Origin of the sequence: Streptomyces sp. NPDC048751, assembly GCF_043198595.1 — a bacterium.
Taxonomy (GTDB): domain Bacteria; phylum Actinomycetota; class Actinomycetes; order Streptomycetales; family Streptomycetaceae; genus Streptomyces.
On the sequence record NZ_JBICUX010000001.1, the window covers coordinates 590122 to 614699 of the forward strand.

21 protein-coding genes and 1 pseudogene are annotated in these 24578 nt (G+C 72.0%); 14 read left to right on the top strand and 8 right to left on the bottom strand.

Features of this window, described 5'->3' with window-relative positions; all coding sequences use genetic code 11:
- The first annotated feature begins 102 nt into the window (after positions 1 to 102).
- On the top strand, positions 103 to 432 hold the full coding sequence (locus ACGFNV_RS02645; RefSeq protein ID WP_133925605.1) for a plasmid stabilization protein: 330 nt from the start codon (positions 103 to 105) through the stop codon (positions 430 to 432).
- A gap of 3 nt (positions 433 to 435) precedes the next feature.
- Here ACGFNV_RS02645 and ACGFNV_RS02650 read toward each other — a convergent pair whose 3' ends face one another.
- Positions 436 to 732, bottom strand: coding sequence for a YciI family protein (locus tag ACGFNV_RS02650; RefSeq protein ID WP_393618784.1), 297 nt, complete (start codon positions 730 to 732; stop codon positions 436 to 438).
- A 41-nt stretch (positions 733 to 773) separates the two neighbouring features.
- Here ACGFNV_RS02650 and ACGFNV_RS02655 point away from each other — a divergent pair, with 41 nt between their 5' ends.
- Positions 774 to 1472, top strand: a complete 699-nt coding sequence (locus ACGFNV_RS02655; protein ID WP_393618786.1) for an endonuclease V — start codon at positions 774 to 776, stop codon at positions 1470 to 1472.
- Between the two features lie 153 nt (positions 1473 to 1625).
- Complete coding sequence (gene mmpA, locus ACGFNV_RS02660) at positions 1626 to 1775, top strand: morphogenic membrane protein MmpA (protein WP_393618787.1); 150 nt, start codon at positions 1626 to 1628, stop codon at positions 1773 to 1775.
- 29 nt (positions 1776 to 1804) lie between these two features.
- On the opposite strand, the gene ACGFNV_RS02665 is transcribed toward mmpA, so the two are convergent.
- The gene (locus ACGFNV_RS02665; protein ID WP_393618789.1) at positions 1805 to 2995 is read right to left on the bottom strand and encodes a saccharopine dehydrogenase family protein; all 1191 of its coding nucleotides are present in this window, start codon (positions 2993 to 2995) and stop codon (positions 1805 to 1807) included.
- A gap of 202 nt (positions 2996 to 3197) precedes the next feature.
- Here ACGFNV_RS02665 and ACGFNV_RS02670 point away from each other — a divergent pair, with 202 nt between their 5' ends.
- The 6 genes and pseudogenes from ACGFNV_RS02670 (at position 3198) to ACGFNV_RS02695 (ending at position 10789) form a co-directional block, all read left to right on the top strand.
- Positions 3198 to 4409 carry a CaiB/BaiF CoA transferase family protein gene (locus ACGFNV_RS02670; protein WP_393618790.1) on the top strand — a complete coding sequence of 404 codons (1212 nt, stop codon included), beginning with the start codon at positions 3198 to 3200 and terminating at the stop codon, positions 4407 to 4409.
- Between the two features lie 42 nt (positions 4410 to 4451).
- Positions 4452 to 5666 carry an acetyl-CoA C-acetyltransferase gene (locus ACGFNV_RS02675; RefSeq protein WP_393618791.1) on the top strand — a complete coding sequence of 405 codons (1215 nt, stop codon included), beginning with the start codon at positions 4452 to 4454 and terminating at the stop codon, positions 5664 to 5666.
- Positions 5667 to 5722: 56 nt separating this feature from the next.
- A complete protein-coding gene (locus ACGFNV_RS02680; RefSeq protein ID WP_393618792.1) occupies positions 5723 to 7900 on the top strand; it encodes a 3-hydroxyacyl-CoA dehydrogenase NAD-binding domain-containing protein in 2178 nt (725 codons plus the stop codon).
- 185 nt (positions 7901 to 8085) lie between these two features.
- Positions 8086 to 9555 (top strand): amino acid permease, encoded by a 1470-nt coding sequence (locus tag ACGFNV_RS02685; RefSeq protein ID WP_393618794.1) that lies wholly within the window; start codon positions 8086 to 8088, stop codon positions 9553 to 9555.
- A gap of 42 nt (positions 9556 to 9597) precedes the next feature.
- Positions 9598 to 9888: a hypothetical protein gene (locus tag ACGFNV_RS02690; RefSeq protein WP_393618795.1), complete on the top strand. Its 291-nt coding sequence runs from the start codon at positions 9598 to 9600 to the stop codon at positions 9886 to 9888.
- Positions 9885 to 10789, top strand: a pseudogene (locus ACGFNV_RS02695) (PfkB family carbohydrate kinase). The gene ACGFNV_RS02690 and the pseudogene ACGFNV_RS02695 overlap by 4 nt, the downstream one beginning before the upstream one ends.
- Before the next feature lie 89 nt (positions 10790 to 10878).
- On the opposite strand, the gene ACGFNV_RS02700 reads toward ACGFNV_RS02695, so the two are convergent.
- Positions 10879 to 12417 carry a M1 family metallopeptidase gene (locus ACGFNV_RS02700; protein WP_393618796.1) on the bottom strand — a complete coding sequence of 513 codons (1539 nt, stop codon included), beginning with the start codon at positions 12415 to 12417 and terminating at the stop codon, positions 10879 to 10881.
- 191 nt (positions 12418 to 12608) lie between these two features.
- On the opposite strand from ACGFNV_RS02700, the gene ACGFNV_RS02705 reads away from it, so the two are divergent.
- Positions 12609 to 14558: a Xaa-Pro dipeptidyl-peptidase gene (locus ACGFNV_RS02705; RefSeq protein ID WP_393618798.1), complete on the top strand. Its 1950-nt coding sequence runs from the start codon at positions 12609 to 12611 to the stop codon at positions 14556 to 14558.
- Positions 14559 to 14604: 46 nt separating this feature from the next.
- Here the strand turns inward: ACGFNV_RS02705 and ACGFNV_RS02710 are convergent, their stop codons facing one another.
- The gene (locus ACGFNV_RS02710; protein ID WP_393618800.1) at positions 14605 to 15558 is read right to left on the bottom strand and encodes an FAD-dependent oxidoreductase; all 954 of its coding nucleotides are present in this window, start codon (positions 15556 to 15558) and stop codon (positions 14605 to 14607) included.
- Positions 15559 to 15624: 66 nt separating this feature from the next.
- Here ACGFNV_RS02710 and ACGFNV_RS02715 point away from each other — a divergent pair, with 66 nt between their 5' ends.
- A complete protein-coding gene (locus ACGFNV_RS02715; protein WP_393618801.1) occupies positions 15625 to 16650 on the top strand; it encodes an oxidoreductase in 1026 nt (341 codons plus the stop codon).
- 421 nt (positions 16651 to 17071) lie between these two features.
- Positions 17072 to 18712, top strand: a complete 1641-nt coding sequence (locus tag ACGFNV_RS02720; protein WP_393618803.1) for an ABC-F family ATP-binding cassette domain-containing protein — start codon at positions 17072 to 17074, stop codon at positions 18710 to 18712.
- Here the strand turns inward: ACGFNV_RS02720 and ACGFNV_RS02725 are convergent.
- The 3 genes from ACGFNV_RS02725 to ACGFNV_RS02735 form a co-directional block, all read right to left on the bottom strand.
- The gene (locus tag ACGFNV_RS02725; protein ID WP_393618804.1) at positions 18709 to 19281 is read right to left on the bottom strand and encodes a putative glycolipid-binding domain-containing protein; all 573 of its coding nucleotides are present in this window, start codon (positions 19279 to 19281) and stop codon (positions 18709 to 18711) included. The two genes, ACGFNV_RS02720 and ACGFNV_RS02725, sit on opposite strands and share 4 nt — an antisense overlap.
- 96 nt (positions 19282 to 19377) lie before the next feature.
- Positions 19378 to 21759, bottom strand: coding sequence for a Tex family protein (locus tag ACGFNV_RS02730; RefSeq protein WP_393618806.1), 2382 nt, complete (start codon positions 21757 to 21759; stop codon positions 19378 to 19380).
- 88 nt (positions 21760 to 21847) lie between these two features.
- Entirely contained in the window at positions 21848 to 21979 is a 132-nt protein-coding gene (locus tag ACGFNV_RS02735; RefSeq protein ID WP_267882529.1) for an LPFR motif small protein, read from the bottom strand.
- 170 nt (positions 21980 to 22149) lie between these two features.
- Between ACGFNV_RS02735 and ACGFNV_RS02740 the strand changes: the two genes are divergently transcribed.
- Both ACGFNV_RS02740 and ACGFNV_RS02745 read left to right on the top strand, forming a co-directional pair.
- Positions 22150 to 23109, top strand: coding sequence for a GlxA family transcriptional regulator (locus tag ACGFNV_RS02740; RefSeq protein ID WP_393618807.1), 960 nt, complete (start codon positions 22150 to 22152; stop codon positions 23107 to 23109).
- Between the two features lie 30 nt (positions 23110 to 23139).
- Positions 23140 to 23775, top strand: a complete 636-nt coding sequence (locus ACGFNV_RS02745) for a DJ-1/PfpI family protein (protein WP_393618809.1) — start codon at positions 23140 to 23142, stop codon at positions 23773 to 23775.
- On the opposite strand, the gene ACGFNV_RS02750 is transcribed toward ACGFNV_RS02745, so the two are convergent.
- Positions 23762 to 24517 (bottom strand): enoyl-CoA hydratase/isomerase family protein, encoded by a 756-nt coding sequence (locus tag ACGFNV_RS02750; protein ID WP_393618811.1) that lies wholly within the window; start codon positions 24515 to 24517, stop codon positions 23762 to 23764. The two genes, ACGFNV_RS02745 and ACGFNV_RS02750, sit on opposite strands and share 14 nt — an antisense overlap.
- Positions 24518 to 24578: the final 61 nt, after the last annotated feature.

Here is a 24578-nt window from a genome sequence, read left to right on the forward strand (position 1 = left end):
GTCGGGCCGACCGGGTGAACCGGAGTGCCACATTCGCCCGCGACGGGGTACCCGTTTCCCCGAGCACGACAGGCATGAGCGGCACGAGAGGAGTGAACGGACATGCCACGCGGTTCGAGCCCGAAGCGGGAGCGGCAGTACGAGCACATCAAGGAGAGCGCGCAGGACCGGGGCGAGAGCGCCGGGCGCGCCAAGGAGATCGCCGCGCGGACGGTGAACAAGGAACGCGCCCGCTCCGGCGAGTCGAAGACCGCGAGCCGCACCTCCACCCAGGACATGTCGTCCGGCAAGCGGGGCGGCCAGCGGTCCGGCAAGGGCTCCCAGGGGCCCACGTACGACCAGCTCTACGAGGAGGCCAAGCGGCGCAACATCCAGGGCCGTTCGGACATGAACAAGCAGCAGTTGCAGCGCGCGCTGGGCAACAAGGGCTGACCCTCAGCCGACGGTCTCGCGGTACTGCTCCAAGGCCGGCGCCGTCTTCGTGGCGGCGAACTCCGTGACGCGGTAGGCGCACACGCCGGCGGTGACGAACGGATCGCCCGCGGCGACCTCCTCGATCCGGGCGCGGTCCTCGGCGACGGCGAGGATCACCCCGCCGTCGCGCGGGTTCTTGCGCCCGGAGGCGAGGAAGTACCCCTTCGCGTACTGCTCGTCGAGCCACGCCACATGCGCCTCCAGAACGGCGTCGACGGCATCGAGCGGGGCGGTGTACGTCAGTTCCAGTACGAACATGATCGCGAGCCTACTCCGCAGCCCGTAGGCTCGTCGGCACGATGACGACCGTAGGTGTGCCCGCGGGCTGGCCCGCGACCGAGGAGGAGGCCCGCGCCGTCCAGGACGAGCTGCGGGCGAGAGTGGTGCTCGACGAGCCGGGCCCACCGCCCGGGACGGGCCATGTGACCGGAGTCGACGTCGCCTACGTCGACGCACTCGACGTGGTGGCGGCCGCCGCCGTCGTCCTGGACGCGGCGACCCTCGACGTCGTCGCCGAGACGACGGCGGTGGGCCGGATCTCGTTCCCCTACGTTCCCGGCCTGCTCGCCTTCCGTGAACTCCCCACCGTCCTGGCCGCCCTGGACGCCCTGCCCTGCCCGCCGGGCCTGGTCGTCTGCGACGGCTACGGCCTCGCCCATCCCCGCCGTTTCGGCCTCGCCACCCACCTCGGCGTCCTCACCGGCCTCCCCACGATCGGCGTCGCCAAGAACCCGTTCACCTTCACGTACGACACTCCCGACACCCCGCGCGGATCCTCGACCCCGCTGATGGCGGCCCACGAGGAGGTCGGCCGCGCCCTGCGCACCCGGGCGGACACCAAGCCGGTCTTCGTCTCCGTGGGCCACCGCACCACCCTCACCGACGCCTGCGCCCACACCCTCGCCCTCACCCCGAAGTACCGCCTCCCGGAAACGACCCGCAAGGCCGACGCCCTGTGCCGGAAGGCACTGCGGGAGGCGACACGCGGACGGGAATGAGGTGCTGAGCCCGGCCGGTACGAGGGGGTCGCCCCGGGGGAACCGGCTCACGGAGGAGGAGCGACTGACCCGATCCGATGATCAGGTCTAAGTACCGCGTCTGAGTATCCGTACGGATGTGGCCGCCCCGTCATGATCGGCAGGCTTGGGCGCATGACGACGCACCGTGCTCCCAAGCCTCTGGCCGACCCGAACCGGCCCGTCGAGCGTGCCGTGACCGCCGCGCTGGTTCTCGCGCTGCTCGCGGGGCTCGGTTGGATCGGCGGGATGATCTACACGTTGGTGGTCTGGCCCATCCAATAGGGCGGTCAGCGGGTCAGCGGGTCGGCGGGTCAGCGGGTCGCGGCGACGCGGAAGGTGATCCCGGCCCCGCGCAGCCGTTCGATGAGGGCGTCGCCCATCGCCACCGCGGTGGTGACCTGGCCGGCCGTGGGCGGGAGGTCGTCGAAGGCGAGCGAGAGCGCCGCCTCGGCGAACATCTTCGCCGTCTCGTCGTAGCCGGGGTCGCCGCCGGAGACCTCCGTGAACACCCGCCGGCCACCTCCCTCGCCCACGAACCGCACGGAGAACCAGCTCTTCGCCCGCTTCTCGGCACTCGGCCCCTCACCGGGCTTGAGCCGGTCGGACAACCAGCGCCGGGCGGGCGGCACCTGGGCGGCCGCGAAGAGCGCCCCGACGGCCGCGACACCGCCCACGGCGACGGGCAGGCTCCGTACGGCCGCGTAGTGGCGGTAGCGGAAGTCGGGCCCGTAGCGCTCCAGCGCCCTCGCCGAGCGGCGCACGATCTGCGGATCGATCGTCGGCAGCGGCAGCGCCCACGCGCCGACCTCCGGGGCGAACCGGGGCGCGCTCGTCGGCGCCGTCGCCCGGCGGCCCACCAGGCGCGGCTCGTGCCGTCCGCGGTCCCGCGCGGCCGCCACCATCTGACGCCCGCGCGCGAACTGGCCCAGCGCGGAGGAGAACGTGCCGCCCGAGAAGGTCGCGTCGGCGGTCACGTACCCGTCCACGGTCAGCGGCACCCCCTCCGGCAGCTGCTGGACGGTGAAGTACGCGCCCAGGTCGTGCGGGACGGAGTCGAACCCGCACGCGTGCACCAGCCGGGCACCGGTCTCACGCGCGCGTGCGTCGTGACGCACGTACATCAGGTCCACGAACTCCGGCTCACCGCTGAGGTCGAGGTAGTCGGCGCCGGTGTCCGCGCAGCCGGCGACCAGGGCCTCGCCGTAGCGGACGTACGGCCCCACGGTCGTGGCCACCACGCGCGCGTGCTCGGCGAGTGCGCGCAGCGAGGCCGGGTCGGACACGTCCGCCCGCAGCACCCCGACGTCCGCGCCGCCGGGCAGCCGCTCGCGCAGCCGCCGGAGCTTCTCCTCGCTGCGGCCCGCGATCGCCCACCGCAGTCCCTCCGGCGCGTGCCGCGCGAGGTACTCCGCGGTGAGTTCACCGACGAAACCCGTGGCCCCGAAGAGCACGATGTCGTACGGACGGTCGGTGGGGCGATCCGCCCTGTTCAGCCTGCTCATGACATCCCTCGGGTCGTGTACTCCGCGCCGTTGTCGGTGGCTGAGGCTAGCGTGAGGAGTGCGGGGCCCGTCGGGTGGGCCTGCCGATCCGCTCGGTGCGAGGTACGGTGTCTAAGCGCTTGCTCGCCCCGCTCTTGTGCCGGGTGGAACGCGTTCCTAGCATCGCTGGTGGTTACATCGCTCCGTATCGGCAGGGGGCTGGATGACGACGGCAAGGACGCCGGGGCACGGCCCGCTCGCCGGTGTGCGCGTGGTCGAGCTGGCGGGCATCGGGCCCGCTCCCTTCGCCGCCATGCTCCTGGCCGACCTCGGCGCCGACGTCGTCCGCGTGGACCGCCCGGGTGGCGCCGTCCTCGCGATCGACCCCGAGTACGACGTCACCAACCGCAACAAGCGCTCCGTGGTCGTCGACCTCAAGTGCGCCGACGGCCCCGCCCGCGTCCTCGACCTCGCCGAACGCGCCGACGTGCTCCTGGAGGGCTACCGCCCCGGCGTCGCCGAGCGCCTCGGCGTCGGCCCCGAGGACTGCCACGCCCGCAACCCCCAACTGGTCTACGGCCGGATGACCGGCTGGGGCCAGGAGGGTCCCCTCGCCCACCGCGCGGGCCACGACATCGCCTACCTGGCCCTCACCGGCACCCTCGGCATGATCGGCGCCCCCGACGGGCCCCCGGCCGTCCCCGCCAACCTGCTCGGCGACTACGCGGGCGGCTCGCTGTACCTCGTCGTCGGTGTCCTCGCCGCACTGCATCACGCCCGCGCCACCGGCACCGGACAGGTCGTCGACGCCGCCATCGTCGACGGCGCCTCCCACCTCGCCGCGATGATCCACGGCATGCTCGCGGCCGGCGGCTGGCAGGACCGCCGCGGCGCCAACCTCCTCGACGGCGGCTGCCCGTACTACGGCACCTACGAGACCGCCGACGGCCGGTACATGGCGGTCGGCGCGCTGGAGCCGCAGTTCTACGAGGAGTTCCTGGACCTCCTCGGTCTCCCCGAGCACACGGGGGCACGCAAGGACCTCACCCGTTGGGGCGAACTGCGCCAGGCGGTCTCCGCGCGCTTCCTGACCCGCACGCGCGACGAGTGGACCGCCGTGTTCGAGGGCTCCGACGCGTGCGTGGCGCCCGTCCTGTCCCTGCGCGAGGCACCGCACCACCCGCACCTCGCCGCCCGCGGCACCTTCACCGACCACGGCGGCATCACCCAGCCGGCCCCCGCCCCCCGCTTCTCCGCCACCCCGCTCACCGTCCGCACCGGCCCCGCCCAGCCCGGCGCCGACACGGAGGCGGTGGCACGCGACTGGGGGATACCCCGGCTCATCAAGTCGGCCGAGGGCGACGCCCCGGCGCCGTACGACGTCCCGGCAGCAGACCGAGCCCTCGCGACAGACAGCGACGCCCCGGCCGGCTGACCCGGCCCACCGCTCGGCCCACCCTCCCCGAAAGGCTTACCAGTGAGCACCGAAGCGTACGTGTACGACGCGATCCGCACCCCGCGCGGTCGCGGCAAGGCGAACGGCGCCCTGCACGGCACCAAGCCCATCGACCTGGTCGTCGGCCTCATCCACGAACTCCGCGACCGCTTCCCCGGCCTGGACCCGGCCGCCATCGACGACATCGTGCTCGGCGTGGTCGGCCCGGTCGGCGACCAGGGCTCCGACATCGCGCGGATCGCCGCCGTCGCCGCCGGACTGCCGGACACCGTGGCCGGCGTCCAGGAGAACCGCTTCTGTGCCTCGGGCCTGGAGGCCGTCAACATGGCCGCCGCCAAGGTCCGTTCGGGCTGGGAGGACCTCGTCCTCGCGGGCGGCGTCGAGTCGATGTCCCGGGTGCCGATGGCCTCCGACGGCGGCGCCTGGTTCAACGACCCCATGACCAACATCGCCGTCAACTTCGTGCCGCAGGGCATCGGCGCCGACCTGATCGCCACCATCGAGGGCTTCTCCCGGCGTGACGTCGACGAGTACGCCGCCCTCTCGCAGGAGCGGGCGGCCACGGCCTGGAAGGAGGGCCGCTTCGACCGGTCCGTCGTCCCGGTCAGGGACCGCAACGGCTTCGTCGTCCTCGACCACGACGAGCACCCGCGCCCCGGCACCACCGCCGACTCCCTCGCCAAGCTGAAGCCGTCGTTCGCCGACATCGGCGACCTGGGCGGCTTCGACGCCGTCGCCCTGCAGAAGTACCACTGGGTGGAGAAGATCGACCACGTCCACCACGCGGGCAACTCCTCCGGCATCGTCGACGGCGCCTCCCTGGTCGCGATCGGCTCCAAGGAGGTCGGCGAGCGCCACGGCCTGCGCCCGCGCGCGCGGATCGTCTCCGCCGCGGTCTCCGGCTCCGAGCCCACCATCATGCTCACCGGCCCCGCCCCCGCCACCCGCAAGGCACTCGCCAAGGCCGGCCTGACCATCGACGACATCGACCTCGTCGAGATCAACGAGGCCTTCGCGGCGGTCGTACTGCGCTTCGCGAAGGACATGGGCCTGTCCCTGGACAAGGTCAACGTCAACGGCGGCGCCATCGCCCTCGGCCACCCGCTCGGCGCCACCGGCGCGATGATCCTCGGCACGCTCGTCGACGAACTGGAGCGCCAGGACAAGCGGTACGGCCTCGCCACCCTCTGCGTGGGCGGCGGCATGGGCATCGCGACGATCGTCGAGCGCATCTGAGTTCCCCGCGGAATCCCGGACCCAGAGACTTCAGAGACTTCTACGGAGACCCTGTCATGACCGAGAGCACCACCATCCGCTGGGAACAGGACGACACCGGCGTCGTCACCCTCGTCCTCGACGACCCCGGCCAGTCCGCGAACACCATGAACCAGGCGTTCCGCGCCTCCCTCACCGTGATCGCGGACCGCCTGGAGGCCGAGCAGGACTCCATCCGCGGTGTCATCCTCACCTCCGCCAAGAAGACCTTCTTCGCAGGCGGCGACCTGCGCGAGCTGATCAAGGTCACGCCCGAGACCGCGCAGGAGCTGTTCGAGGGCGGCATGGCCGTCAAGCGCGACCTGCGCCGCATCGAGACCCTCGGCAAGCCGGTCGTCGCCGCGATCAACGGCGCCGCCCTCGGCGGCGGCTTCGAACTCGCCCTCACCTGCCACCACCGCGTGGCCCTGGACGCGCCCGGTTCCAAGATCGGCTGCCCCGAGGTCACCCTCGGCCTGCTGCCCGGCGCCGGCGGCGTCGTGCGCACCGTACGCCTCCTCGGCATCGCCGACGCGCTGCTGAAGGTGCTGATCCAGGGCACCCAGTACAGCCCCCGGCGCGCCCTGGACAACGGCCTGGTCGACGAGGTGGTCGACACCCCGGAGGAACTGCTCGCCCGGGCCCGCGCCTTCATCGACGCCCACCCCGAGTCGCAGCAGCCCTGGGACCGGCCCGGCTACCGCATCCCGGGCGGCACCCCGGCCAACCCGAAGTTCGCGGCCAACCTGCCCGCCTTCCCGGCCACCCTGCGCAAGCAGACGAACGGCGCCCCCTACCCGGCCCCGCGCAACATCCTCGCCGCCGCCGTCGAGGGCGCCCAGGTCGACTTCGACACCGCCCAGGCCATCGAGAGCCGCTACTTCGTGGAGCTGGCCGCGGGCCAGACCTCGAAGAACATGATCCAGGCGTTCTTCTTCGACCTCCAGGCCGTCAACTCCGGCGCCAACCGCCCCCAGGGCATCGAGCCGCGCCAGGTCCGCAGGGTCGCCGTCCTCGGCGCCGGGATGATGGGCGCCGGCATCGCCTACTCGTGTGCCCGCGCGGGCATCGACGTCGTCCTGAAGGACGTGTCCCTGGAAGCCGCCGTCAAGGGCAAGGGCTACTCCGAGAAGCTGTGCGCCAAGGCCGTCGCCAAGGGCCGTACGACGCAGGAGAAGGCGGACGCGCTGCTCGCCCGCATCACCCCCACCGCCGAGGCGGCCGACCTCGCGGGCTGTGACGCCGTCATCGAGGCCGTGTTCGAGGACACGGCGCTCAAGCACAAGGTGTTCCAGGAGGTCCAGCACGTCGTCGAGCCGGACGCGCTGCTGTGCTCCAACACCTCCACCCTCCCCATCACCGCCCTCGCCGAGGGCGTGGAGCGCCAGTCCGACTTCATCGGGCTGCACTTCTTCTCACCCGTCGACAAGATGCCGCTCGTCGAGATCATCAAGGGCGAGCACACCGGTGAGGAGGCGCTCGCGCGCGCCTTCGACCTGGTCCGGCAGATCAAGAAGACGCCGATCGTCGTCAACGACTCGCGCGGGTTCTTCACCTCACGCGTCATCGGGCACTTCATCAACGAGGGCGTCGCCATGGTCGGCGAGGGCGTCGAGCCCGCCTCCGTGGAGCAGGCGGCGGCCCAGGCGGGCTACCCGGCGAAGGTGCTCTCGCTGATGGACGAGCTGACGCTCACCCTCCCGCGCAAGATCCGCGCCGAGTCCCGGCGCGCCGTCGAGGAGGCGGGCGGCACCTGGCAGACGCACCCCGCCGAGGCCGTCATCGACCGCATGGTGGACGAGTTCGGCCGCCCCGGCCGCAGCGGCGGCGCGGGCTTCTACGAGTACGGCGAGGACGGACACCGCGCCGGCCTGTGGCCCGGACTGCGCGAGCACTTCACGCGCGAGGGCACCGAGATCCCCTTCCAGGACATGCAGGAACGCATGCTCTTCGCCGAGGCGCTCGACACGGTCCGGCTCCTGGAGGAGGGCGTCCTCACCTCCGTCGCCGACGCCAACATCGGCTCGATCTTCGGGATCGGCTTCCCCGGCTGGACCGGCGGGATCCTGCAGTACATCAACGGCTACGACGGTGGCCTGCCCGGATTCGTGGCACGCGCGCGTGAACTCGCCGAACGCTACGGCGACCGGTTCACCCCGCCCGCCCTGCTGGTGCGGAAGGCCGAGAACGGCGAGACGTTCACCGACGCCCGCTGAGTGACCGCCCGTGCGTGAGGACCGTGTGAGGAGTAACGCCATGTGACGTGAATTACCACATGCGACGGGTGCCTCCGGGAAGGCGCAGTCTCGGTCCGTGCCGCCTACAGGGTGGTACGGGCCGAGTCACGTACGGATACCCGAGGGAGACCCCGCTCGGGGCGCACCAGGGAGTGGTACCACCCGTGAGCAGCAACGACGCCGCGCAATCGGCACAGGTCGCCACCCGGACCCGGGCGACGGAAACTCCCGCGGACGCGGGCGACGCCGGCTACAGCAAGGACCTCAAGCACCGCCACGTCAACATGATCGCCATCGGCGGCGCGATCGGCACCGGCCTCTTCCTCGGCGCCGGTGGCCGTCTGCACAGCGCGGGACCGGCGCTCGCGCTGGCCTACCTCGTCTGCGGGGTCTTCGCGTTCTTCGTCGTGCGGGCCCTGGGCGAGCTGGTCCTCTACCGACCCTCCTCGGGATCCTTCGTGTCGTACGCGCGCGAGTTCCTCGGTGAGAAGGGCGCGTACGTCGCCGGATGGATGTACTTCCTGAACTGGTCGACGACCGGAATCGCCGACATCACCGCGATCGCGCTCTACACGCACTACTGGAGCATGTTCACTGACATCCCCCAGTGGGTGCTCGCCCTGATCGCGCTCGCCGTGGTCCTGGCCGTCAACCTGATCTCGGTGAAGTACTTCGGCGAGATGGAGTTCTGGTTCGCGATCATCAAGGTCGCCACGCTCGTCGGCTTCATGCTCGTCGGCATCTTCCTGCTGGCCACCCAGCACCAGGTGGACGGAACGACGCCCGGCATGGACGTGGTCACCGACAACGGCGGCGTCCTCCCGCACGGCGTGATGCCCGTCGTCCTCGTCATGCAGGGCGTGATCTTCGCGTACGCCGCGCTCGAACTCGTCGGCGTCGCGGCGGGCGAGACCTCGGAGCCCGAGAAGGTCGTCCCGCGCGCGGTGAACTCGATCATGTGGCGCGTCGGCCTGTTCTACGTCGGCTCGGTCGTCCTGCTCGCCCTGCTGCTGCCCGGCTCGGTCTACTCGGCCGACCAGAGCCCGTTCGTGACCGTCCTGTCGAAGATCGGCGTCCCGGCGGCCGGCGACGTGATGAACCTGGTCGTCCTCACGGCCGCGATGTCCTCCCTGAACTCCGGCCTGTACTCCACCGGCCGCATCCTGCGCTCCATGGCCATGGCGGGCTCCGCCCCGAAGTTCACCGCCCGCATGAACCGCAGTCAGGTGCCCTACGGCGGCATCCTGCTCACCTGCGCGGTCTGCGTGCTGGGCGTCGGCCTGAACTACCTGGTACCGAGCCAGGCCTTCGAGATCGTGCTCAACATCGCCTCGCTCGGCGTCGTCAGCACCTGGGTGATCATCATGATCTGTCACCTGGTCTTCGTCCGCCGCGCCAGGGAGGGCCTCCTCGCCCGGCCCTCGTTCCGCCTCCCCTTCAGCCCGGTCACCGAGATCACCACGATCGCCTTCCTCCTCGCCGTCCTCGGCCTGATGTGGAACGACCCCGCGGTCGGCCGCAAGACGCTCCTTCTCGTCCCGGTGATCGCCGCAGCCCTCGTCGCCGGCTGGTTCGCGGTCCGCCACAGGGTCACCGAGGCCGCCGACCAGGAGTTGTCCGACCTCGCGAAATAGCAGGTCAGGGCCACTGTCAGTGGTATCGCCTACGGTGGCGCCATGTCGGAGATCAGGTATGTCCGGGGTGACGCCACCGCGCCGTCGGTCAAGGGCGTCAAGGTGATCGCCCACGTCTGCAACGACATCGAGGGATGGGGGAAGGGCTTCGTCGTCGCGCTGTCCCGCCCGGCCGACGAGGCCCTCGCCCTCGAGGCCTCCGTGCACATGCCCCGGATAGGGTGCGGCCTGGCCGGCGGGAAGTGGTCCCGCGTCGAGCCGCTGATCGCCGAGCGGCTGGTGAAGCGCGGCGCCGCCGTGACGGTGTACGACCAGGGGGAGAAGCGGAGTTGAGCGGTGACATCGACGTCCTCGTACTGGGCGGCGCGGGCGTGGACACCATCGTGTACGTCCCCGAGCTGCCGCTCCCGTACGCCGACAGCTACATGATCGACAGCGGGATCCGCACCAGGGCCGGGCAGACCGGCGACTTCGTCGCCCTGGGCCTGGCAGCTCTCGGCCTGCGCACTCACCACCTGGACTTCGTGGGCGACGACCCCGAGGGCGAACTGGTCCGCGCCCTGCACCGCGACCACGGCATCGCCCTCACCACGGTCCCGCAGCCCGCCGGCACCAAGCGCGCGGTCAACCTCGTCTCTCCCGACGGCCGACGCCTCTCCCTCTACGACACCAGCCGCTCCCACCCGGACGACCGGTTCCCGGAGGACACCCTGCGCACCCTGGCCACCGCGAGCCGTCACGTCCACGTGTCCATCACCCACCCGTGCGCCCCCGCCCTGCCCGTGCTGCGCGAGGCGGGCATCGGGATCTCCACCGACCTGCACAACTGGGACGGCGTCAACGCCTACCACGAGCCGTTCGCGTACGGCGCGGACCTCGTCTTCCTCTCTGCCGCCGCCCTGCCCGACCCCGAGGCGACCATGCGCCGCATCGCCGAGCGGGGCCGCGCCGAGATCGTCGTCGCCACGGCCGGAGCCGAGGGCGCGCTCCTGCTGGCCGACGGCGAGTCGACCCACATACCGGCCGTGCCGCCGCCCGCGCCGGTGGTGGACTCCAACGCGCCGGCGACGCCTTCGCGGCCGCGTTCCTCTACGGCCACCTCAGCGGCGAGCCCCCGCGACGATGCGCCCGGCTCGGCGCGGAGGCCGGGGCGTACGCCTGCACCGTGCCGTCCACGGAGAGCGCCGCCCTGTCCCGGGAGACACTCCTGACCGCGGCGGCCGCGCCGCGCTAGTGCGGCCCGTCACCACGGGAGTTCGCGGGTCTCGGCCGTGCGGCCCGAGGCGGACGCCCCGGGCCGCACAGCGGCACGTGGGCCGAACCTCAGTGCTGCTCGTGCCCGGCCCTGTGCTCGTCCCCGTGCTCGTGGACGGTGTTCGTCGCCTCGATCTTCTGCCATGACCGGGGCCGGGCCGGCGCGCCCGCCGCACCCAGCGACCGGGCCGAGATCGTCGCGGCCTCGGCCGCCGGAGCGCTCGGCTTCGACGGCTGGAACAGCCAGGTGTCGAAGAGCGCGCCCAACTGCTGCCCGGAGACCGACTCGGCGTACTTCCGGAAGTCGGCGACCGACGCGTTGCCGTACGCGTGCTCCTTGGGCCAGCCCTTCAGGAGGGTGAAGAACGCCTCGTCGCCGATCTCGTTGCGCAGTGCCTGCAGGGCCAGCGCGCCCCGGTCGTAGACCGCGATGTCGAACTGGTTCTCCGGACCCGGGTCACCGGGCTTGACCGTCCAGAACGGGTCGTCGGCCGGGTGTGAGGCGTACACGTAGTCGGCGAGCTCCTGGGCCGTGCCCTCGCCCTCGTGCTCGGACCACAGCCACTGCGCGTACCGCGCGAAGCCCTCGTTGACCCAGATGTCCTTCCACTGGGAGACGGACACGAGGTCGCCGTACCACTGGTGGGCCAACTCGTGCACGACCACGGAGGTGTTCGTCCCGTTCGCGAACTGCCGCGGGCTGTAGTACGGCCGGGTCTGCGTCTCCAGCGCGTACCCGGTGGTCGTGTTCGGCACGTACCCGCCGAGCGCGTTGAAGGGGTACGGCCCGAAGTACTCGGCCAGCCAGTCGGCGATCTCCCCGGTCCGCTCGATGCTCGCCCGCGCCGCGCCGTAGTTGTCGCCCAGGTCCTTGCTGTAGGCGTTGACGACCGGGATGCCGCTCTCGGTCGTCCCGGTGGTGACGTCGAACTTGCCCACCGCGAGGGTGGCCAGATAGGTGGCCTGCGGCTTGTTGGACCGCCAGTTGTAACGGGTCCACCCGAGCCGGGAACTCGTGGACTGGAGCGTGCCGTTGGAGATGGCCTGCGAGCCGTCGGGGACCAGCACCGACACGTCATAGGTGGCCTTGTCGAGCGGATGGTCGTTGCTCGGGAACCACCACCAGGCCGCCTCGGGCTCGTTCGCGGCGACCCCGCCGTCCGGTGTGCGGTGCCAGCTGGTGAAGCCGTACGCCTGCTTCGACGACGGCACCCCGCGGTAGCGCACGACGACGGTGACGGCCGTGCCCTTGTCCAGCGGTGCCTTCGGCGTGATCTCCAGTTCGTGCTCACCCGAGGTGGTGAAGGACGCCTTCGCGCCGTTGACCCGGACCTCGTCGACGTCCAGCAGGAAGTCCAGATCGAACCGGGACAGGTCCTGCGTCGTGCGGGCCAGCAGCGTCGCGGTGCCCTCCAACTCGTCCGTGGCGGGCTGGTACTTCAGCCGCAGGTCGTAGTGGGAGACGTCGTATCCGCCGTTGCCGTAGTCCGGGTAGTAGGGGTCGCCGATGCCCGGCGCGCCAGGGGTGTGGCTCGCGGCCGATGCCGGGATCGCCAGCAACAGGGAAGCGGCGGCGAGTGCGCCCGGCGCGATGATTCTGCGGTGCACGAAAGCTCCAAGTCGTAGTGGCAGAAGGTCAGTTCGAAGCCTATTGAGTCCCTGTGCCCCCACGCGTGTCCATCACCACCGCCGTCACACGATCGCCATTCGGCCGACATGGACACACCACTCCGCCAAGCCTCCGGACACGTCCGGTTGCCCTCTTCTGCCCGGGAGTTGACCCCTGTACCGTCCCGCGCATGCCGAAACGCACGCGCTCAACGACCTGGAGAACGCTCGCGACCGCGGCCGTCGCCGCGCTGGCCGCCTCCCTCCTCGCCCCCGCGCCCGCCCAGGCCGGCTCGCGGGAGAGCCGTCCGGTCTACTCCTACGACGACGCCGTCCGCGAGGCCGTCTGGGTCGACACCGGCCTCGACGCCGACGGCGACGGCAGCACCGACCGGGTCGCCGCCGACATCGTCCGCCCGCGTGAACCCGCCCGGCAGGGCCGGAAGATCCCCGTCATCATGGACGCCAGCCCCTACTACTCCTGCTGCGGCCGCGGCAACGAGAGCCAGAAGAAGACCTACGACGCCGCCGACAACGTCGTCCAGGCACCGCTCTTCTACGACAACTACTTCGTGCCCCGCGGCTACGCCTTCGTCGCCGTCGACCTCTCCGGCACCAACCGCTCCGACGGCTGCGTCGACGTCGGCGGGCGCTCCGACATCCAGTCCGCCAAGGCCGTCGTCGACTGGCTGAACGGCCGCGCCAAGGCGTACACGACCCGCACCGGCACCACACGCGCCAAGGCGACCTGGACCAACGGCCGCACCGGCATGATCGGCAAGAGCTGGGACGGCACCATCGCCAACGGCGTCGCCGCCACCGGGGTCAAGGGCCTGAAGACCATCGTCCCGATCGCCGCGATCTCCTCCTGGTACGACTACTACTTCGCCCAGGGCGCCCCGCTGTACGACTCCGGCCCCGACTGGCTGTCCGACCGCGTCGAGAGCCCCGAGGCCCGCGCCAAGTGCGCCGCCGTACAGCAGAAGCTCGTCGACGGCGCCCCGCGCACCGGCGACTGGACCCGCCTGTGGACCGAGCGCGACTACGTCAAGGACGCCGCGAAGGTGAAGGCGAGCGTCTTCCTGATCCACGGCATGCAGGACCTCAACGTCCGCGCCAAGCACTTCGGACAGTGGTGGGACGCCCTCGCGAAGAACGGCGTCGAGCGCAAGATCTGGCTCTCCCAGACCGGCCACGTCGACCCCTTCGACTTCCGCCGCGCCACCTGGGTCGACACCCTGCACCGCTGGTTCGACCACGAACTCCTCGGCTACGACAACGGCATCGACCGCGCGCCCATGGCCGACATCGAACGCCACCCCGACCAGTGGGTCACCTCCAGGGCGTGGCCGCCGCGCGGCACGGACACCACCACCCTGCGCCCGGCCCGTGGCACCCGGCCGGGCGTCGGCACCCTCGGCCTGAGCAGGGCCAGGGGCACCGAGACCGTCACCGACGACCCGCGGCTCGCCGAGACCGACTGGGCCGCCCGGATCGACACCCCGACCCCCGACGAGGCCGGCTTCACCACCGGTCCGCTGACCCGGGACCTGCGCCTGTCCGGCTCCTCCGAGGTCACCGTCACCGCGACCCCCACCACTTCGACGGCCCACCTGAGCGCCGTCCTCGTCGACCTCGGCCCCGACACCATCCGCGACTACGCCGACGCGGCCGAGGGCATCACCACCCTCACGGACCGCTCCTGCTGGGGCGCGAGCACGGCCGGTGACAGCGCCTGCTTCAAGGAGACGCAGGCCAAGACGGCCGACGTCGACTACACGATCGTCAGCCGCGGCTGGGCCGACCTCGGCAACCACGCCTCCGACCGCAAGGGAGAACCGCTCACCCCGGGCAGGGCGTACACGATCACCCTCGACCTGGCCGCCACCGACCACGTCGTCCCCCGGGGCCACCGCCTCGCGCTGATCGTCGCGGGCACGGACAAGGACCTCATCGACCCCCCGTCCACCACTCCGACCCTCACCCTCGACCTGTCCCGCACCTCCGCCGAGGTCCCGTTCGTCGGCGGCACGGGGGCGTTCGCCCGTGCCACGTCCGGAACACGGCCGGCGACTCCCGGGGCCGGGGCCCTGGACGGCGTAGGGGTACCGAAGGGCGCGGACCGCGTCCCGGGCCGGTAGCGAGCCGGTGACGCAGGAAAGTCAGTGACTCAGGAAAGTCAGTGACTCAGGAGGGGGCGGCCAGCCGGGCCGCCTCCTCCGCGCAGCCCCACGCCACCGTCACCCCCGCCCCACCGTGCCCGTAGTTGTGCACCAACACCCGCCCGTCCGGCAGCACTTCGCGCTCCAGGCGGACCGTGGGCCGCGCGGGCCGCAGCCCCACCCGGTGTTCCAGGATGCGTGCCCCCGCGATCTCGGGCCGCAGCGCCGCGCACCGCCGCACGATCGCCTCGGCCACCTCCGGGTCCGGCTCCAGCGACCAGACGTCGTCGTCCGCGGTCCCGCCGAGCACCAGTCGCCCGGGCTGCGGGAACAAGTACGCCGTCGAGCCGTCCGGAGCGGTGGAGACGAGCCAGGTACGGATCCCGGGGTTCTCCACGACGACCAACTGCCCCCGCACCGGCCACACGGACGGGTCCGGCACCAGGTCCCGGGCCTGCAGGCCGGTGCAGTTGACCACCACGGGCGCCTCGGCCTCCGCGAGAGCGGCGACCGTACGCTCCTCGACCGTGCCACCCGCCGCCAGCAATCGCTCCCGCAGCCACGACAGATGGACCGGCATGTCGATGAGCGGCAGCCGCGCCCACACCCCCGCCCCCGCGTACTCGTCGGCCGACGACACCCGCACCCCCGGCAGCCGGGCAGCCGCCCACCCGAGGACCTCGTCCAGCTCCGTCTCGCCCAGTACCCCTTCGACCAGGCGTGCACCGGTGTCGTCCGGACGGCGCGCCAACTCCTCGTACAGGTCGAGGGATCGCAGCGCCCACGCCCGCGCGGAGGCGATCGGGTCGATGTGGTACGGCCACCACAGCGCACCCGCGACCGCCGAGGTGGTCCGCTCCACCGGGTCCCGCGTCCACACCCGCACCCGCCTGCCGCGCTCCGCCAGCACGACGGCCGTCGTCAGACCGATGACGCCCCCGCCGACGACCACCACATCGCCACTCTGTTCGCTCGCCACGCCGGGACGTTAGCGGAATACGTCATGCCGTGCTCACCTCGCCCCCTTCCTGGGGATACTCACAGCATGTCTGCCGAGTACGCGACCTTCGGCCTGGCACCGGCGATGCGTGCCGGTGGAGTTCTCGCGGACGGTGGCGTCCAGGTCCACCGGGACTTCTTGGACTTCATCGTCGACGGGCGCCCGCTGCTGTTCCGCCTCTCCGACCTGGACGCCGTCTCCCCGCTCGCCTCCGACGTACCGCCCGCGATCTTCACCGCGCAGGTCCGCGCCCTCCTGCTGGAGGCCGACCCGCCCCTGCCCGGCGGACGCTACGTCGTCTACGGCTGCCCCGAGTGCGAGGACCTGGGCTGCGGAGCGGTCACCACCCTTATCGAGCGACACGGCGACGACTACGTCTGGCGGGACTTCGCCTGGCAGACCGACGAGCACGCCGACCTGGACCTCAACGGCTACCACGGCCTCGGCCCCTTCCACTTCCGCGGCGACGAGTACCGCGCGGCCCTCGGCTCCCTGCTCGACGACACCGCCCCCACCACCGACCGCCGCCGTGTCCTGCTGATCGGGGCCCGGGTCGCCGTCCTCGCCAAACTGGCGGCGGCCCTGCGCACCATCGGCATCGGCGCCGACATCGCCCACGACGCGAACGACGTCCCCGCCGACGAACTGCGCGCCTACGGCGCCGTCGCCTTCGGCCGCGCCATCGGCGAGGAGGAACGCGCCGCGGTACGCCACTCCTTCGCCCGCGCCGGAGTCGACGTCGCCTACGTCGACGGCCTCGCCCCCATCGTCCCCCTCCTGGTCGCCCAGATCGAGAACGCCCTCGACCGCCGACCCCCCGAACAACGCCGCCTCCTCGACCTCGTCGCCACCGACGGCGCCGCCGCCATCGAGGTCACCTCCCCCTGCCGCGTCCGCATCACCACCTACCGCCTCGACCGCCTCTTCCGCGCCCACACCCACGACGTCTTCGACGCCGTCCTCGAACCGGGCCACCACCGCATACCCCTGGACCCCAAGGCAGTGAAGGGCGAGTCCTTCGTCGTGGCCCGGACCACGGGCAGCGTGCTGGTGAGGGCGATGAGACGCTGAGGTTCCGGCGGGGGTGGTGGCGGGCGACGGTTGGGAGCCCTAGGGGGGGTGGTGGCGCGACGGCGCGTTGAGAGCCCGCGGTGGGGTGGCGGTGGTGAGGCGACCGGTGCCGGCGCGGGGCCGTGCGAAGGCGGTGCCGGGCGTGTGGCATGCGGCGGGGCCGTGCTCGTCGCGCGGGGCGGCCGCGCCGGGCATGGCGCACGCGGAGGCGGCGCGCACCTCGAAGGCACGCGCGCCGCACACGGTGCGCTGCGGTCCCGGCAGGGGCGGTGGTGCGTCGAGAGAGCGCGGGCAAGGGAGACGCCGGTGCGTTGCGAGCCCCTGGCGGGGGTGGCAGTGGGCTGGGCGGGGCGCGTCGGGCGGCGGCTCGGTGGAAACCCGGGCGCGGGCCGCGTCGGGTGGCCATTAGGATCGCCCCCTGATGACTGCCACCCTCGTCGCCAAGAACCTCGCCGCCGGGCACGGTGACCGCTCCCTGTTCTCCGGGCTCGACCTCGTCGTCGCGCCGGGGGATGTGATCGGGCTGGTCGGTGCCAACGGGGCGGGCAAGTCCACCCTGCTGAAGCTGCTCGCCGGGCTCACCGTGCCGGAGGAGGGGGAGCTGAGGCTGTCGCCGCCCACGGCGACCGTGGGGCATCTGCCCCAGGAGCCGGAGCGGCGGCCGGGGGAGACCGTGCGGGAGTTCCTCGCGCGTCGCACCGGCGTGGCCGAGGCCCAGCGGGTGATGGACGAGGCGACGCAGGCCCTCGTCGACGGGGCGCCGGGCGCCGACGACGCGTACGCGACCAGCCTGGAGCGTTGGCTCGGGCTCGGCGGCGCCGACCTCGACGAGCGGGCGGAGGAGGTCGCCGACTCGCTGGGCCTCGGCGTCGACCTCGACCAGCCGATGACCTCCCTGTCCGGCGGCCAGGCGGCCCGCGCCGGACTCGCCTCCCTGCTGCTCTCCCGCTACGACGTCTTCCTGCTCGACGAGCCCACCAACGACCTCGACCTCGACGGCCTGGAGCGCCTCGAACGCTTCGTGAGCGGCCTGCGCGCCGGCACCGTCGTCGTCAGCCACGACCGCGAGTTCCTCACCCGCACGGTCACCAAGGTCCTCGAACTCGACCTCGCCCAGGGGCAGATCAACCTCTACGGCGGCGGTTACGAGGCCTACCTGGAGGAGCGGGACGTGACCCGCCGGCACGCCCGCGAGGACTACGAGGAGTACGCCGACAAGCGCGCCGCCCTCGCGGACCGGGCCCAGATGCAGCGCTCCTGGATGGACAAGGGCGTCAAGAACGCCCGCCGCAAGGCGGGCAACGACAACGACAAGATCGGCCGCAAGTTCCGCAGCGAGGCCAGCGAGAAGCAGGCGGCGAAGGCCCGGCAGACCCAGCGCATGATCGAGCGGTTGGACGTCGTCGAGGAGCCGCGCAAGGAGTGGGAGCTGCGCATGGAGATCGCGGCCGCCCCGCGTTCCGGCGCGGTCGTGGCCAACCTGCGCGACGCCGAGGTACGCCGGGGGGACTTCACCTTCGGTCCCGTGTCCCTCCAGATCGACTGGGCCGACCGGGTCGCGGTGACCGGTGCCAACGGCGCCGGCAAGTCGACCCTGCTCGGCGCCCTCCTCGGCCGTGTCCCGCTGGACGCCGGACACGCGGCCCTCGGCTCGGGCGTGCTCGTCGGTGAGGTCGACCAGGCCCGCGGGCTCTTCCACGGCCCGGAGGCCCTGCTGGACGCCTTCCGCGCGGCCGTCCCGGACACGGAACCCGCCGAGGTACGCACCCTGCTGGCCAAGTTCGGCCTCAAGTCGGACCACGTGCTGCGCCCGGCGGCCACGCTCTCACCGGGCGAGCGCACCCGCGCGGCCCTGGCACTGCTGCAGGGCCGAGGGGTCAACCTCCTCGTCCTCGACGAGCCGACCAACCACCTCGACCTGCCGGCCATCGAGCAACTGGAGTCGGCCCTCGACGCCTACGAAGGCACGCTCCTGCTGGTCACCCACGACCGCCGCATGCTGGACGCGGTCCACGTCACGCGCCGCCTGGAGGTGGCGGACGGCAAGGTGACCGAGCGCTAACCGGCCGCCAGGCGCCGCGCCAGCTGCGGGTACTCCACGACCAGGCCGTCCGCGTCGAACTCCACGTCACTGCGGAAGTCCCCCGAGGCGTACCGCACCCGCCCGCCGCCGTCCCCGGCGCGCCCGAGATGGGTGTAGGTCTGCCGTGACGGTTGTACGGCCAGGTCCGGCACCGACACCCAGGCCATCAGAAACTCCCGCTCCCCGGGCACCCGATGCAGCTCGTGCCGCAGCACCGGCATGGTGTTGGTGAGCGGGCACAGCCCCAGATCGCAGTCGAGGGCGCCCTCGACCTCCGGCACCCGCACGCCGTCGGCCGTCCAGCCGCCCTGGCCGTCGTGCCGTAGATCCAGCGTGCGGGTCCGTTCGGCGGTCTCGGCCGTCACCCGCAGCCGCTGCGTCACGAAGCCGGCCGTGGTCTCGAGCTCGTACGAGACCCAGTACGGCTCCGGCGTCGTCCCGACCGCCCGCCCGCGGGCCCGCAGAGCATCGGCGCCGACCTCGACCCAGGCGGTCTCGTACCCCTTGCTCCCGGTGACGTCCCAGGTGATGACGTGTGACGCGATCATGCCGTTCACTGTAGGCAACGACGCGTGCGCACGCGCCCCAAGGGGACGCGGGGAACCGCGCGACCGGCCACGACGGACCCGCGGCTCCCCGCGACCTCAGCGCTTTCCGGGATCGAGCAGACCCGCCTTGCGCAGAGCGTCGGCCATGGCGCTGTTGGCCGGCGGCGCCGCCTGGCGCGAGCCCCCGCCACCCCGGTTCTGGCGCTGCTGCGGCGGACGTCCGCCACGCTGCCGCCGCTCGCCTCCCTCGTTCTGACGGCCGCCCTGTGGAGCGGATTCGTCGTCGAGGCGCAGTGTCAGCGAGATCCGCTTGCGCGGGATGTCGATGTCGAGGACCTTCACCTTGACGATGTCACCGGGCTTCACCACGTCCCGGGGGTCCTTCACGAACGTCTTCGACATCGCGGAGACGTGCACCAGACCGTCCTGGTGGACACCGACGTCCACGAAGGCGCCGAAGGCCGCCACGTTCGTCACCACGCCCTCCAGGACCATCCCGGACGACAGGTCGGAGATCTTCTCCACGCCCTCCTTGAAGGTGGCCGTCTTGAAGGCGGGCCGCGGGTCGCGCCCGGGCTTCTCCAGCTCCTTGAGGATGTCCGTCACGGTCGGCAGACCGAACGTCTCGTCCACGAACTCGGTCGCCTTCAGCGAGCGCAGCACCGAGGTGTTGCCGATGAGCGAGGCCACCTCCTGGCCCGTCGTCTTCACCATCCGGCGCACCACCGGGTACGCCTCCGGGTGCACGCTGGAGGAGTCCAGCGGGTCGTCGCCGCCGCGGATGCGAAGGAAGCCCGCGCACTGCTCGTACGCCTTCGGGCCCAGCCGCGCCACCTTCTTCAGCTGGGAGCGGGAGGTGAACGGGCCGTTGGCGTCGCGGTGCGACACGATGTTCTCGGCGAGACCGGAGGTGATGCCGGAGACCCGGGCGAGCAGCGGGGCCGACGCCGTGTTGACGTCGACACCGACGCCGTTCACACAGTCCTCCACCACCGCGTCCAGCGAGCGCGACAGCTTCACCTCGGACAGGTCGTGCTGGTACTGCCCGACACCGATCGACTTCGGGTCGATCTTCACCAGCTCGGCCAGCGGGTCCTGCAGCCGACGGGCGATGGACACCGCGCCGCGCAGCGACACGTCCATGTCGGGCAGCTCCTGCGAGGCGAAGGCGGAGGCCGAGTACACGGACGCGCCCGCCTCGGACACCATGACCTTGGTGAGCTGCAACTCCGGGTGTTTGGTGATGAGTTCACCGGCGAGCTTGTCGGTCTCGCGGGACGCCGTGCCGTTGCCGATGGCGATCAGCTCGACGGCGTGCTCCTTGGCGAGCCGTGCCAGCTTGGCGATCGCCTCGTCCCACTTGTTGGCCGGGACGTGCGGATAGATCACGTCCGTCGCGACGACCTTGCCGGTCGCGTCGACCACGGCGACCTTCACGCCCGTACGGAAGCCCGGGTCGAGGCCGAGCGTCGCGCGCGTGCCCGCCGGGGCGGCGAGCAGCAGGTCACGGAGGTTCGCGGCGAAGACGTTCACGGCCTCGTCCTCGGCGGCCGTACGCAGCCGCAGCCGCAGGTCGATGCCGAGGTGGACGAGGATGCGGGTGCGCCAGCCCCAGCGGACCGTGTCCGTCAGCCACTTGTCGGCGGGGCGGCCGCGGTCGGCGATCCCGAACCTCGACGCGACGATCGCCTCGTACGACGAGGGGCCGGGCTGCTCGGAAGGCTCCTCCGGCTCCAGGACGAGGTCGAGGACCTCCTCCTTCTCGCCGCGCAGCATCGCCAGGATGCGGTGCGAGGGCAGCTCGGTGAAGGGCTCGGCGAAGTCGAAGTAGTCGGCGAACTTGGCGCCGGCCTCCTCCTTGCCCTCCCGTACCTTGGCGGCCAGCCGCCCGCGCACCCACATGCGCTCGCGGACCTCGCCGATCAGGTCGGCGTCCTCCGAGAACCGCTCGGTGAGGATCGCCCGCGCCCCGTCCAGGGCGGCCTGCGGATCGGCCACGCCCTTGTCGGCGTCGACGAACGCGGCGGCCGCGGCAAGGGGGTCCACACTCGGGTCACCGAGCAGCCCCTCCGCCAGCGGTTCCAGTCCCGCCTCCCGCGCGATCTGCGCCTTGGTGCGCCGCTTGGGCTTGTACGGCAGGTAGATGTCCTCCAGGCGCGCCTTGGTCTCGGCACCCCGGATCCGTGCCTCCAGCTCGTCGGTGAGCTTGCCCTGCTCGCGCACCGACTCCAGGATCGCCGTCCGACGCTCCTCCAGCTCCCGCAGGTAGCGCAGCCGCTCCTCGATCGTGCGCAGCTGCGCGTCGTCGAGCATCTCGGTCGCTTCCTTGCGGTAGCGGGCGATGAAGGGCACCGTGGAACCGCCGTCGAGCAGTTCCACAGCGGCCTTCACCTGCCGCTCCCGTACGCCGAGCTCCTCGGCGATCCTGCCTTCGATGGACCCTACGTTGATGGACCCGATGGATCCGGGTGTCGTCACGATCCCGTACCGCCTTCTCCACTGAGGTTGCGCGGCAATTGTGGCAGGTGGGACCGACACTCGGGGATCAGGGCGGGGACACGGCGGGTCAGGCCCGTCCGCGGTGGGCGGAGGACGAGGCGCCGCCGAACAGCCTGGCCAGGGCGCGGAACGGGAGCGTCACCACTGTGGCTATCGCCCCACCGATCTGGCGCAGCACGTCTGCGATCGCACGGAACACGGAGTTCCCCTTTCCTCGCTTCGATTCGCTTTCTCTGCCGGCCGTGGGGCCGGACGACATCCGGGTACCTCGACCGCGGCCGATCATGCGCCGAGTGACCACCTCACATGGCAGAAAAGGTGGGAAGGCCGTCATTGCGGCCATGCTCCGCCCCGTCAAGAATCGAGGGCATGGCGCAGCGCACCGTTCTCTTCGTCCTCTTCGACGGCGTCCAGAGCCTCGATGTCACCGGCCCCCTGGAGGTCTTCGCGGGCGCGGAGAACGTCACCCCGGGGACGTACCGCGTCCGCACGGCCTCCCTGGACGGCGGGCCGGTGCGCACCTCCAGCGGCCTGACCCTCGTACCGGACGAGGCGCTCACGGACGTCGCCGCCCCGCACACCCTGCTCGTCCCCGGCGGCCAGGGCACCCGCCTCGCCGACCCACGCCTGACCGACTGGCTGCGTACCCACGCCCCGCGCGCCCGCCGCCTCGTCTCCGTGTGCACCGGGGCGATCCTGCTCGCGGCCGCGGGTCTGCTGGACGGGCGCCGCGCCACCACCCACTGGGCCTACTGCGACAAGCTCGCCCGCGACCACCCGGCCGTCGCGGTCGACCCCGACCCCATCTACGTACGCGACGGACACGTCCTCACCTCGGCCGGTGTCACCTCCGGCATCGACCTCGCGCTCGCCCTCGTCGAGGAGGACCTGAACCGGGACGCCGCGCTCACCGTCGCCCGCCATCTGGTGGTCTTCCTGCGCAGGCCCGGCAACCAGGCCCAGTTCAGCGCCCAGCTCGCCGCGCAGACCGCCCGGCGCGAACCGCTGCGCGAGGTCCAGCAGTGGATCACCGAGCACCCGGCCGCCGACCTGAGCGTCGAGGCGCTCGCCGCCCGCGCCCGCCTCTCACCCCGCCACTTCGCCCGCGCCTTCCACGCCGACACCGGCACGACCCCCGGCCGCTACGTCGACAGCGTCCGCCTCGAACACGCCCGCCGCCTCCTGGAGGACACCGCCGACGGCATCGAGGAGATCTCCCGCGCCAGCGGCTACGGCACCCCGGAGGCCATGCGCCGCGCCTTCATCAGAACCCTCGGCACGTCCCCGGCCGAATACCGCCGCCGCTTCCACCCGGCACCGGCCCACTGATCCCCAGCCCACCCAGAGGAGAACCCGCCCGTGCAGACAGCCATCGTCCTCTTCGACCGCTTCACCGCTCTCGACGCCGTCGGCCCCTACGAGACCCTCGGCCGCCTCCCGGGCGCGGAGACCGTGTTCGTCGCCGCGGAGACAGGGCCCGTCCGTACCGACACGGGAACGCTCGCGATCACCGCCGACAAGGCGCTGGCCGAAGTGCCGAGCCCCGACATCGTGGTGGTGCCGGGTGGCCCGGGGCAGACCGCGCAGATGGGGAACGAGACCCTGCTGGAGTGGCTGCGCGCCGCCGACGCGACCAGTACCTGGACGACGTCCGTGTGCACCGGTTCCCTGCTGCTGGCCGCCGCCGGTCTCCTGAAGGGCCGCCGTGCCACGTCCCACTGGCTGGCCCTGGACCAGCTGACGCGGTTCGGGGCCGAGCCGACGGGGGAGCGGGTCGTCCTCGACGGCAAGTACGTCACCGCCGCCGGCGTCTCCTCCGGCATCGACATGGGCCTCACCCTGCTCGGCAGGATCGCCGGCGACGAACACGCCCAGGCGGTGCAGCTGCTCACGGAGTACGACCCGCAGCCGCCCTACGACGCCGGCGCACCGCACAAGGCGCCCGCGCACCTCGTCGAGGAGTTCCGCTCCAAGAGCCGCTTCATCCTGACGTAGGCACACTCCATGTGAAGCGCGGCTGCCTGCGCTGCAGGAACGCGGCGACGCCCTCCGCGGTGTCGCCGCTGCCGCGTGCCTGCGCGGCCCAGTACGCGTCCCGGTCGTCGCGCCCGTCGGCGAACTCCTTCGCCGCGGCCTGCGTCAGCTGCGAGCGGCTCGCCAGGATCCGCGTGAACTCCGCGACCCGTTTGCCCAGTTCACCGGCGGGCAGCACCTCGTCGACGAGACCGGTCCGCAGTGCCCGCTCCGCGTCGATCAACTCACCGGAGAACAGCAGGTACTTGGTGGTGGCAGGCCCCACCAGCGACGCCAACCGCCGCGTCGAGGACGCCGGGTAGACGATGCCGAGCTTCGCCGGGGTCACCCCGAACAGCGCGCCCTCCTCGGCGAACCGCAGATCACAGGCTGCCGCCAGCTGTGATCCGCCGCCCACACAGTGCCCCCGTATCGCCGCCAGCGTCGGCTTCGGGAAGGCGGCGAGGGCCTCCTCGGCGAGCACCGCCAGCCGCTGCGCCTCCTCCGGCGATCCCTGAAGTGTGGAGATGTCGGCCCCCGCGCAGAAGGTCTCGCCCTCGCCGGTCAGCACCAGAGCCCGTACGTCCGGGTCGGCGGCCAGCGTCTCCAGGAGCGGGGGCAGAGCTCGCCACATCGCGGCCGTCATGGCGTTGCGCTTGGCCGGGTGGTGGACGACGACGGTGGCGACCGAGTCGGTGGCGCTGTGCAGCAGCTGGGGCTCCATGCGGCGGATGCTATCCGCAGGGCCGAGGTCGCGATCAAGAAGGACGAGGTGAGTTACGGCA